This is a genomic window from Amycolatopsis sp. cmx-11-12, assembly GCF_046269425.1.
Classification (GTDB): domain Bacteria; phylum Actinomycetota; class Actinomycetes; order Mycobacteriales; family Pseudonocardiaceae; genus Amycolatopsis.
In genome coordinates, this window is the sequence record NZ_JADNQM010000016.1 from 1 (window position 1) to 11,229 (window position 11,229).

General features: G+C 68.0%; 8 protein-coding genes. 7 read left to right on the forward strand and 1 reads right to left on the reverse strand.

All coding sequences use genetic code 11. From position 1 onward, the window contains the following. Window positions 1-307 precede the first annotated feature (307 nt). From ACLARN_RS22040 to ACLARN_RS22060, 5 genes are read left to right on the forward strand one after another with little or no spacing between them, the layout of a single operon-like run. The gene (locus tag ACLARN_RS22040; protein WP_409493336.1) at window positions 308-1,915 is read left to right on the forward strand and encodes an ABC transporter substrate-binding protein; all 1,608 of its coding nucleotides are present in this window, start codon (window positions 308-310) and stop codon (window positions 1,913-1,915) included. Next, window positions 1,912-2,862, forward strand: a complete 951-nt coding sequence (locus ACLARN_RS22045; RefSeq protein WP_409493337.1) for an ABC transporter permease — start codon at window positions 1,912-1,914, stop codon at window positions 2,860-2,862. Before ACLARN_RS22040 ends, ACLARN_RS22045 begins: the two co-directional genes overlap by 4 nt. Continuing rightward, window positions 2,855-3,670, forward strand: coding sequence for an ABC transporter permease (locus tag ACLARN_RS22050; RefSeq protein ID WP_409493338.1), 816 nt, complete (start codon window positions 2,855-2,857; stop codon window positions 3,668-3,670). The genes ACLARN_RS22045 and ACLARN_RS22050 overlap by 8 nt, the downstream gene beginning before the upstream one ends. Beyond that, a complete protein-coding gene (locus tag ACLARN_RS22055; protein WP_409493339.1) occupies window positions 3,667-5,244 on the forward strand; it encodes a dipeptide ABC transporter ATP-binding protein in 1,578 nt (525 codons plus the stop codon). The genes ACLARN_RS22050 and ACLARN_RS22055 overlap by 4 nt, the downstream gene beginning before the upstream one ends. Beyond that, a complete protein-coding gene (locus tag ACLARN_RS22060) occupies window positions 5,241-6,278 on the forward strand; it encodes an LLM class flavin-dependent oxidoreductase (protein WP_409493340.1) in 1,038 nt (345 codons plus the stop codon). Before ACLARN_RS22055 ends, ACLARN_RS22060 begins: the two co-directional genes overlap by 4 nt. Before the next feature lie 22 nt (window positions 6,279-6,300). On the opposite strand, the gene ACLARN_RS22065 is transcribed toward ACLARN_RS22060, so the two are convergent. Beyond that, window positions 6,301-8,190 (reverse strand): FAD/NAD(P)-binding protein, encoded by a 1,890-nt coding sequence (locus tag ACLARN_RS22065; protein WP_409493341.1) that lies wholly within the window; start codon window positions 8,188-8,190, stop codon window positions 6,301-6,303. A 122-nt stretch (window positions 8,191-8,312) separates the two neighbouring features. Between ACLARN_RS22065 and ACLARN_RS22070 the strand changes: the two genes are divergently transcribed. Both ACLARN_RS22070 and ACLARN_RS22075 read left to right on the forward strand, forming a co-directional pair. Continuing rightward, a complete protein-coding gene (locus ACLARN_RS22070; RefSeq protein WP_409493342.1) occupies window positions 8,313-9,434 on the forward strand; it encodes an LLM class flavin-dependent oxidoreductase in 1,122 nt (373 codons plus the stop codon). A gap of 410 nt (window positions 9,435-9,844) precedes the next feature. Further along, entirely contained in the window at window positions 9,845-11,098 is a 1,254-nt protein-coding gene (locus ACLARN_RS22075) for an MFS transporter (RefSeq protein WP_409493343.1), read from the forward strand. Window positions 11,099-11,229 lie beyond the last annotated feature (131 nt).

Sequence of the window (11,229 nt, forward strand, 5' to 3'; positions counted from 1 at the left end):
TCGCCGCCCAACTCAACCGCCGCCCACGCAAAACACTCGACTGGGACACCCCAGCCGAGCGCCTCGCTAAACTCCTCACCAAAACCAGTTGATCACCCGTGTTGCAACGACCCCTGAAATCCACCCCTTGCGCCTAGGTACAGGAAGGGGGCCTTCATGTACTTTCGGGGCTGTCAAGCGGAATCGTGCGAGGTTTCGTTGGCTGGGAGCCCAACTCAGTATGTGGGCGAGCCTCAAGGTCCGTGATTAGCGTGAATCGGGTCGGCGCAAGCAAAAGCGCGCCCCGTTCCCCGCTGGAGGCCACCCGGTGTCCCGTACCGCCGCCACATCCCTTCTGGCCTTGTCGGCCCTCGTGCTCACCGCGTGCTCCGCCGCGGGCGGCACGACGGACGCCGACGCCGGGCCACCCAAACCCGGGGGCACCCTGCGCCTCGGGATCTCGTCGAGCCCCGACTGTGCCGACCCGCAGCAGGTCGGCACGAACGCGTCGCTCAACGTCGGCCGTCAACTGGTCGACTCGCTGACCGACCAGGACCCGTCCACCGGTGAGATCAAGCCGTGGCTGGCCGAGAAATGGGAGAGCAACGCGGATTCGACCGCGTTCACCTTCCACCTGCGCGACGGCGCGACGTTCTCCGACGGCAGCCCCGTCGACGCCGCCGCGGTCAAGACGAGCTTCGACGGGATCAAAGCGCTCGGCACGAAATCCCAGCTCGGCTCCGGCTATCTGGCCGTCTACAAAGCAACGACGGTCGTCGACCCGAAGACGGTGAAGATCGAGTTCTCCGTTCCCAGCGCCCAATTCCTGCAAGCCAGCTCGACGATGTCGCTCGGTGTCCTCGCGCCGGCCGCGTACCAGAAGACGGCGGACCAGCGGTGCCAAGGTGACGGCTTGATCGGTTCGGGCCCGTTCGTCTTCGAGAGCCTGAAGCAGAACCAGGAAATCGTGCTCGCCAAGCGCAAGGGTTACAACTGGGGCTCGTCGCTGTTCAAGCACCAGGGCGAGGCGTACCTCGACAAGATCGCGTACAAGATCGTGCCGGAGCCCGGTGTCCGCACCGGAAGTCTCGCTTCCGGGCAGCTCGACGCCATCACCGACGTCCAGCCCGTCGACGAGCCGCAGTTCACCGGAAACGGTTTCACCGAACCGGTCCGCCCGAACCCCGGCATCGTGTTCAACCTGCACGCCAACGTCGCCAAGGGCGTGCTCACCGACGAGAAGGTCCGCCAGGCGGTGGTCAAGGGCATCAACCGGCCCGAGGTCACGAACACCGTGCTGACGCCGAACTACAAGCCCGCCACCAGCATCCTCGGCTCGGCAACGCCGTTCTACACCGACCTTTCCCCGCTCCTCGCCTACGATCCGGCCGGGGCGACGTCCTTGCTGGAGAGCTCCGGCTGGCTGCCCGGCCCGGACGGGATCCGCGTCAAGAACGGTCAGCGACTGACCGCGAAGGTCGTCTTTTCCCTGGTGTTCAACCAGAACAAGAGCGTCCTCGAACTCGTGCAGCAGCAGCTGCGCAAGATCGGCTTCGATCTCCAGATCGAGCAACGCACCATCGCCGACACCGTGCAGGTCACGCAAAGCGGTAACTACGAATACCTCTGGTACAACACCACGCGCGCGGATCCGGACATCCTGCGGAACCTGTTCTCCACCAAGGCGAACAACCGCAGTAAGCTTTCCGCCGGAAACCCGGTCGACGGGCCGCTGGACGCACAGTCGTCCACTGTGGACCCGGTGAAGCGGAAGCCCGCGGCCGAGCAGGCGCAGCGCGCGATCATCGAAAACGGTTACTCGGCACCGGTGTTCGAGCTGACCCAGGTGCTGGCGTACGGGCCGAACGCGCACGGCGTCGGCTTCGAGGCATCGTCCCGGTTGCAGCTGTTCGACGCCTGGGTGTCCGGCTCGTGACGCGGTATCTGCTCCGGCGGATCCTCCAGGCGGTCTTCGTCCTGTGGGCCGCGTTCACCCTGTCCTTCGTGATCCTCTACCTCCTGCCGGGCGACGCGATCAGCGCGAAGCTCGGCGGGGGCGAGGCCGGGATTTCGGTGACACCCGAGCAACTGGCCGCGGCGAAGGCGGAGTACGGGCTCGACGATGCGTTGCCGGTGCAGTACGGGAAACGGCTGCTCGCCGCGCTACAGGGCGACTTCGGCCGCTCGATCGCCACCGGGGACGACGCGACGGACATGGTCGTCTCGGCGCTGCCACCGACGCTCGCGGTCACCGGATTCGCACTGGTGCTCGCGATCCTGTTCGGCGGCGGGGTCGCGATCGCCGGGACCTGCACCCGGCATCGCTGGCTGGGCAACGCCTTGCTCGCGCTGCCGCCGCTGGGGATCTCGCTACCGCCGTTCTGGGTCGGGTTGCTGCTCATCCAGTTCTTCTCGTTCCAGCTCAGGTTGTTGCCCGCGCTGGGGTCGAACGGCTTCGAGTCGCTGATCCTGCCCGCGATCACTCTCGCCATCCCGACCGGCGCGATCATCGGGCAGGTGCTGGCGAAGAGCCTCCGCACCCAACTGGCCGAGCCCTACGCCGAGATCGCGCTGGCGAAAGGAGCGAGCCGCTTGAGAGTCCACTTCGGACACCTCCTGCGCAACGCGGCGGTCCCCACGCTGACCATCGCCGGGGTGGTCGCGGGAAACCTGATCGCGGGTTCGGTGATCACCGAGACGGTGTTCTCCCGCGACGGCCTCGGACGGGTGACGTCGTCGGCGGTCACCGCGCAGGACATCCCGGTGGTACAGGCGGTGATCGTGCTGGCGGCGCTGGTGTTCGTCGTCATCAACCTCGCCGTCGACCTCGTTTATCCGCTGCTGGACCCGCGGATCCGACACCGGGAGACGGCCGATGCCTGACGTTCTCACCCGCACCCGGCGGCAGCCAGGGCTGGTGGTCGCGGTCGCGATCCTCGCCTTCGCCCTGCTCGCCGCGCTCGTCCCGGACCTGTTCACCGGACAGGACCCGCTTGCAGGCGTCCCCGCCGAGAAGATGCAGGGTCCGTCACTCGCGCATCTCTTCGGCACCGACGAGACCGGGCGTGACATCTTCGCGCGGGTAGTACACGGCGCCGCGCTTTCGTTGCAGGCGACCGTGATCGCCGTCCTCGTCGCGCTCGTGGCCGGTTCCGCGCTCGGCCTGCTCGCCGGGTTCCGGGGCGGTGCCCTCGATTCGGCGATCATGCGCTGCGTCGACGTCCTGCTGGCGATCCCGTCCATCCTGCTGTCCCTCGCGCTGGTCACCGCGCTCGGCTTCGGTACGACCAACATCGCGGTCGCGGTCGGTGTCGCGAACCTCGCGCAGTTCGCCCGGTTGATGCGCGCCGAGGTGCTGCGTGTCCGCAGCGGCGTGTTCGTCGAGGCCGCCCGCGCGGGCGGCGTGCGCTGGACCGGGGTGCTCGGACGGCACGTGCTGCCCAACGCACTCGGGCCCGTCCTCGCGCTGGCGACGCTCACCTTCGGCACTGCTGTGCTGGAGGTGTCCGCGCTGAGCTTCCTCGGTTACGGCGCCACTCCGCCGACACCGGAGTGGGGCTCGCTCGTGGCGGGCGGCCGCGGCTTCCTGGCCACCGCGTGGTGGATGACGACCTTCCCCGGGCTGACCGTGGCGGCCGTGGTGCTGTCCGCGAACCGGCTGTCCAGAGCGATCGAAGGAGACGTGCGGTGAGCGAACTGCTGACCATCCGTGATCTCGCGGTTTCCTACCGGAACGTACCCGCTGTCGACGGTGTTGACCTGGAAGTCCACAAAGGACAGATTGTCGCGGTGGTCGGCGAGTCCGGCTCCGGCAAGAGCACGACGGCGCACGCGGCGATCGGGCTGCTGCCGCGTGGCGGCCGGATCGAACGCGGCGAGATCACCTTCGACGGCCGGGACCTCACGAAGCTCTCCGACCGCGCTTGGCGGTCCGTGCGCGGCCGCGAGATCGCCCTGGTCCCCCAGGATCCGACGGTCTCGCTCAATCCGGTGCACCGGATCGGTGATCAGGTCGCCGAAGTCCTGCTGATCCACGGTCTGGCGGACAAGCGCGGTGCCGGCGCCGAGGCGGTGAAGCTGTTGCGCAAGGCCGGGATCAGCGATCCGGAGGCGCGAGCACGGCAGTACCCGCACGAGCTGTCCGGCGGGCTCCGCCAGCGGGCGCTGATCGCCGCCGCGCTGGCCGGACGGCCGAAGCTCATCATCGCCGACGAGCCGACCAGCGCGCTCGACGTCACCGTGCAGCGGCAGATCCTCGACCACCTCGAAGAACTCGCCGCGGAAGCGGGCACCGCCGTCCTGCTGATCACCCACGATCTCGGGGTCGCCTCCGATCGGGCGTCGCGGATCGTCGTGCTGTCGCAGGGAACGGTGGTCGAGGAAGGCACGGCCGGCGAGATTCTTTCGGCCCCGGCGGAGAAGTACACCCGTGACCTGCTCGCCGCCGCGCCCAGCCTGTCCGATACTCCCTTGCGGGAGCCGAAGCCGCCGTCGTCCGACGTCCTGGTTTCGGTCCGCGACCTCGGCAAGACCTTCGGCGCGGTCCGGGCCGTCGACGGCGTTTCGTTCGACATCGCCCGTGGCCGGACGCTCGCGCTGGTGGGCGAATCCGGCTCGGGCAAATCGACGACGGCGCGGATGATCCTGCGCCTGGAGACCCCGACCGACGGTGTCGTGGAGTTCGACGGGCAGGACATAACGTCCCTACGCGGTGAGGAACTGCGTCTGCTGCGACGCCGGTTCCAACTGGTGTACCAGAACCCGTACGCCTCGCTGAACCCGAAGTTCAGCATCGAGGACGTCATCTCCGAGCCACTGCGGGCTTTCGGCGTCGGCACCAAGGCGGAACGCCGGGCGCGAGCGGCGGAGCTGGTCGATCAGGTCGCGCTGCCGTCCTCGGTGCTGAAACGCAAACCCGCCGAACTGTCCGGCGGGCAGCGGCAACGGGCGGCCATCGCACGGGCGCTGGCGCTGCGCCCGGACCTGATCGTCGCCGACGAACCCGTGTCCGCACTGGACGTTTCGGTGCAGGCGCAGATCCTGCGGCTGCTCGCCGACCTCCAGGAAGAACTCGGGCTGACCTACCTGTTCATCTCGCACGACCTCGCCGTGGTCCGTCAGATCGCGGACACCGTCGGCGTGCTGCGCGGCGGCGAACTCGTCGAGCTGGGCCCCGCGCAAGACGTCCTGGAGCGGCCGAGCGCGGAATACACCGGGGAACTGCTCGCCGCCATCCCCGGCCGGAAACCCTTGGAGACACGGTGAAATTCGGACTCTTCTCGCTCGTCGCGAACCATCCCGACCCGGTGACCGGGGTGACGCCGAGCCAGCACGAACGTCTGCGTCGAGTTGTCGACGAAGCGATTTTCGCCGAAGAACTCGGATTCGACGCGTACGGTGTCGGCGAACGGCACGGCGAGCCGTTCCTTTCCTCGGCACCGCCGGTGATCCTGGCCGCGGTCGCCGAACGCACCGAACGCGTCCGGCTGCTGACCACGCTGACCGTGATCAGCGTGCTGGACCCGGTCCGGGTCGCCGAGGACTACGCGACGCTGGACCAGCTTTCCGGCGGACGGCTGGACCTCATGATCGGGAAGGGCAACGATCCCCGGCATTTCCCGCTGTTCGGGCTCGAAGAGGAGCGGCAGTGGGAGTACCAGGCCGAGAAGTTCGCCCTGCTGCGCCGCCTTTTCCTGGAGGAGGGAGTGACCTGGGAGGGTGAGTTCCGCGCGCCGCTGACGGACGTCACAACGCAGCCCCGGCCGTTCCATCCGCGGCCGAGGATCTGGCATGGGAGCGCGTCGAGCACCGAGTCGACCGAACTGGCGGCGAAGTTCGGCGACCCGCTGTTCACCGCGAACGGCTTCCACCCCAAGAAGAAGTACGCCGACCTCATCGACCACTACCGGCGGCGATGGGTGGACCACGGCCACGATCCGGCGGACGCGCTCGTCGGCTCGGGCGCGGGTGGGCTGTATGTCGCCAAGACGTCACAGGCGGCGCTGGACGGCTACCGGCCGTACTTCGAGGCGCTGATGCGGACACCCGCGTACCAGCACAACAACTCGGAGTTCACCACGCTGGAGGACAAGATCGCCAATGGTTCCGCGCTGGTCGGGAGCCCGGAACAGGTGATCGACAAGATCGGCGACTACCACGCGTCCTTCGGGCACGAGGTCCAGGCTGTCTCGGTCGACGGGCTGACGTCCGAAGAGGCACGGGACGTCCTGGAACTTTTCGCCGCCGACGTCATCCCGATCGTGCGGAAAGAGCTGCCCTCCCGGGTGTGGGAAAGCTAGTAATCCCGCGGACGGTGGCGTGTCACGTCGACCTCAAGATCTCGCGCGCGACGATGTCGTTCTGCCGGAACGGAAGCGCGTTGGTCCGCGGCCGGGTGAACGCCCCGGCGGACCGCGCGGACGTATGCGGGCCGAGCGCGAACCGGCGCGGATGCGGGCGGCCGTCGCCGTCGAGCATCCGGCCGTCGGAGACGCGGGTGTGGATACGGCCGGCGAGCAGCCTGTCACCGGTGACCGTGTCGAGTACCGCTTCCTCGCCGAGCGCGCCGCTGTCACGCAACTGTCGCAAAAGGACGTCAGAGGCGCGGGCGATGCTCGGCTCGGGCAACCGTGCCTCGACGAGCGTTCGCGCCTCGGTCTCGCCAGGGAAGCTCGCACCGGACGCGACGAATACCCGGCGTTCCTCATCTGCTGAAACGCGCATTTCGGCGCCGAGGAAGGAAACGAGTCCGGCTTCCTGGAGCGCGAGCAGTTCTTCGAGCCGTCGCGGTGGCGGCCCGCTGGCGAAGTAAGAGAAGAATCCGAGGAACCATCCGTCCACATCGGACAGTTGAGACTCCGCGTCGAGCCGACCGGTCTGCACCAGCGCGGGAAGCTGGCCCATCACGGACAGCAGCGCCATGAACGCGCCCAGATCCGCGCTGTACTCGGCATCCGCACGGCGGCTCAAGTCCGCTTCGACGTACTCGCGCAGTTCCTTGCCGTACTCCTCGGCGGTGCCGAACACCGTGCCCGCCATCGGCCGGTCGAGCCGGTCCAGGTCGAGCCGATCGTCGGGGGCCGGTACCGCCCGCGCCACCAGCGCGCCGATTTCGCCGGGTGCCGCGTCCGCGAAGGCGTCGGCGAAGACGGCGAAGTCCATGCGCACCCGTTCAGGATGGGCGGTGAACAGTTCGCTGTAGTAGGCCCAGGCGAGCTCCTTCGAGATCAGCGGCCACACGTCACGACAGAAGTCGATCCGCCCCGGCACGGCACAGAGCTTTTCGATGGCGTACGCGTCGAAGAACCTGGGCAGTCGCAACGGCTTCCCGCGCAACCGGTAGCCGATCTTCGCGTGATACGGCACTCCGCGACGCGAACCGATGTGCAGAACGGGTTCGGCGCCGCTGGGGTGGTACTTCAACCCGCCGCACGCCTGTTCTTCGAAGCGGCCGCCGCGACCTTCGGTCAGCAGCAGCATCAAATCGACGAACGCGAGCCCGAATCCCCGCACCAGCACGGTTTCCCCGGGCGCGATCGCCGAATAGTCGACGTCGGCGGTGTACCCGGCGGGGTAGTAGGCGAGATCGTGGCGGGCGGCGAAGTCCGCGAGGCGCGCTTCCCGCTCGTCCGGTTCCGCGTCGAGATGGCCGACGGTGAACAGGACCGCGTCCACCTTCAGCGGTTCCGCGCGGTCCTCCAGCCAGAGCGACTGCGGCTCGCCGTCCTCCAGCCGCACCGCACGGGTCCGGTGCTCGACGACCTCGATCCCCGCCGGGAGTCCGGCCAGCACCTCGCGGTGGAACCACGCGAGGTACGCGCTCTGCAACCGTCGAGTGGGGAAGTGATCGCTTTGCAGGGCCTCGAGTTCGGCACGCAGACTGTCGTCGACCTCGGCATCGAGCGTGCCCGCGCGGACCAGCCTCGCCCACTCGATCAGCGAAGGACCGGGGCGGATCGGACCGTCGATCTTCACCGTGTCGTCGGTGAAGACCGTGACGTCCTCGGGCATGGAGTTCATCCGCAGCAACGGCGATTGTTCGTACCGCCAGACGCGCCCGGCACCGGCGGGAAAGGGATCGATGAGGTGCACGACGAGCCGCCGCTCGCCGAGCAGTTCGCCGGCGTTCGCACCGAGCCGTTCGAGCACGCCCACCCCGCGCGGGCCGGCGCCCACCACCGCCAGCACGTAGGGAAGGTCCGCGGTACTCACGAAGCCGAAGCTACGCCGCGATTCCGGGACGCGTGCGGGTTCTCACGGAGCGGAACTCGTTGCCACACCAAGGAATCACGCGTACTCGTCGTATCGGGGGACACGGACGAGAGGGACGGACGATGCCGGTCGAATTCCTGGGTATCGGAGGCACCAACGACGGTTCGGAGACGCGAACGAGGTCGGGCGGCGTCTTCGACAAGGACTACACGCTACGCCTCGCGCGGGCGCACGAGGAGTTCGGCTGGGATCGGGTGCTGTTCGCGTACGGTTCCAGCGGTCCGGACCCGGCGCAGGCGGCGGCCTACGTCGCGGCGAAGCTCGACAAGCTCCAAATCCTGCTGGCGCACCGGCCGAACGTCTCGTATCCGACCTTCGCGGCGAAGACGTTCGCCACGCTGGACCAACTTTCGGACGGAAAACTCACCGTTCACTTCATCACCGGCGGCAGCGACCACGAGCAGCAGCGCGAAGGCGACTACCTCACCAAGGACGAGCGCTACTCACGCACCCGCGAGTACATCCAGATCGTGAAGCAGGCCTGGACGTCCGAGGAGCCCTTCGACCACGAAGGCGAGCACTACCGCTTCGCCGACTTCGTCCTCGACGTCCGCCCTGTGCAGCAGCCACGTCCTGGCGTCTCCTTCGGCGGCTCGTCTCCGGCGGCGTACACGGCGGGTGGGGCCGAAGCGGACATCTTCTGCCTGTGGGGTGAGCCTCTCGCGCAGACCGCCGAGCAGATCGAGTCCGTCAAGGCCGCGGCGAAGGCCGCCGGACGGACCGACGTCCCGCGGATCCAGGTCGCGTTCCGCCCGATCATCGCGCCGACCGAGGAACTCGCCTGGGAGAAGGCGTACCGGACGGTCGACGCCATCAAGGCCCGCACCACCGGAGGCAAGCAGCTGACCCGGCGGCATTCGCTCACGAACCCGGAGAACACCGGCTCGCGGCGGCTCCTCGCGGTCGCCGCCGAGGGCGAGCGGTTCGACCGGGCACTGTGGACGCCCACCGCGGCCGCGACCGGCGGCGCCGGAAACTCCACCGCGCTGGTCGGCACGCCCGAAACCGTCGCGCAGGCTCTGCTCGACTACTACGACCTCGGCGTCGACATCCTCTCGGCGCGCGGGTACGACATGCTCGGCGACACGATCGACTTCGGCCGTCACGTCATCCCGATCGTGCGCGAAGAGGTCGCCAAGCGCGACGCGGCTTCGACCCGGGAAGTGCTCGCGGTCGACGGCTGATCATCCATTCGGCCTACTGTGTCAACGCGCTACGACGGTCGCACAGCGGAGTCGAAGCGCGTTCGGACACGGCCCCGCACACCGGCCGCGCGGCGCTCGCGCGACTCGTCGTCGCGCAGCCGGAATCCGAAGCCGAGCGATACGGCCACACCCTAATTCTTCCGGCGACAGGACCGAAAAAGCCGGAACCCGCTGGTCTGGACCTCGATACCGGCCACCGGGGCATCGGCGACTTCCGGCTGCTCTTCCGGGAAAAAGATCTCTGCCCCAGAAACCCGGCGAAAGAACCTAGCCAATCACCAACAGTCAGGAGACACTTACGTGAACGAATGACGCTTCGTGACGAGCTCGTGACCGCGTTACTCTCGGTCACGAGTTTGTCGCGTAATAAGGACCCTATTGGGGGCAACATGGCTTCGGCCGGACGGGTCACCTACCGCGAGGTGTTCGGTGTAGCCGAGTTCCGTTCGCTCTGGTTCGCCGAGCTGTTCTCGATCTTCGGCGACCAGCTCGCCAGAGTCGCTCTCTCGGTCCTCGTCTTCTCCGAAACCCGCTCCGCGACCCTGACCGGTCTCACCTACGCGCTGACCTACGCTCCTTCACTGCTCGGCGGCATCTTCCTCACCGGCTTCGCGGATCGCTTCCCTCGCCGGGCCGTGATGGTGACCGTGGACCTGCTGCGGGCCGCGCTGATCGCGCTGGTCGCCGTCCCGGTACTGCCGTTCTGGGTCCTGTGCGTCCTCGTCGGCGCCGTCTCGCTGCTGAACCCGCCGTTCAAGGCCGCCCAGCTCGCCCTGCTGCCGCAGATCCTCGAAGGCGACCGGTTCGTCGTCGGCATGGCGATCCGCAGCATGACCGTCCAATCGGCGCAGCTGGCCGGATTCGCCGGCGGCGGTCTCCTGCTGACCGCGCTCGAACCCCATCTCGCCCTCGCGCTGGACGCGGTCACGTTCCTGATCTCGGCGCTGTTCGTCCGGCTGGGTCTGGCCGCCCGCCCGGCCGCGGCGACGGGAGAGAAGCGCAAATCGTTCTTCGCGTCGATCGGCTCGGGCGGGAAAATCGTCTTCGCCAGCTCGGGGCTGCGCGCGTTGCTGCTGTTCACCTGGCTGATGGGCCTGCTGCCGGTGTACGAGGGCATCGCGGCGCCCTACGTCGCCTCGTCGGGCGGCGGCCCCGAAGTCATCGGCCTGTTGCTGGCCGCCGACCCGATCGGCAGCGTGATCGGCGCGTTCATCTACTCGCGCTGGGTGCCGGCGCACGTCAGACCGAAGCTGATCGGGCCGCTTTCGGCGCTGACGGCGGTCCCGCTGCTGTTCTGCTTCCTGCAACCGGGTCCGTTGTCGTCGATCGTGTTGTTCGTGGTCTGCGGCGGCTTCGGCACGGTGGCACTGATGCAGGCGACGGCGTCACTGACGCTGGCCGTGCCGGACGAGAACCGGGCGCAGGTGATGGGGCTGTCGAACACCGGCCTGACCACGACGATGGGCGTGAGTCCGCTGATCGGCGGCATCCTGGCGGATCAGGTTGGCCCTCAGACGACGGTCGGCATCTTCGGGCTCGTGGGGTTGGTGCTGACGATCCCGCTCGCGCTGAGCTGGTGGCGGAACCTCAACGGTGATCCGGAACGGTGGCAGGAAAAAGACGCCGCACGCGCGGAACATTGAGGTGTTCCACGCGCCGGCCCGATCGCGCGGCCAACTGGCGCACGCCTCAGTTTCACTGATCCCTACCGGCCATCGCTGGCACCTTTCCCTCGACCTCTCAGAGAAAAGTACACACCTAGGGAGCTTGTCGA

Excerpts from the sequence above, each read along its gene's own strand:
- ACLARN_RS22050 (WP_409493338.1), top strand. The coding sequence starts at position 2,855 with ATGCCTGACGTTCTCACCCGCACCCGGCGGCAGCCAGGGCTGGTGGTC.
- ACLARN_RS22070 (WP_409493342.1), top strand. The coding sequence starts at position 8,313 with ATGCCGGTCGAATTCCTGGGTATCGGAGGCACCAACGACGGTTCGGAG.
- ACLARN_RS22075 (WP_409493343.1), top strand. The coding sequence starts at position 9,845 with ATGGCTTCGGCCGGACGGGTCACCTACCGCGAGGTGTTCGGTGTAGCC.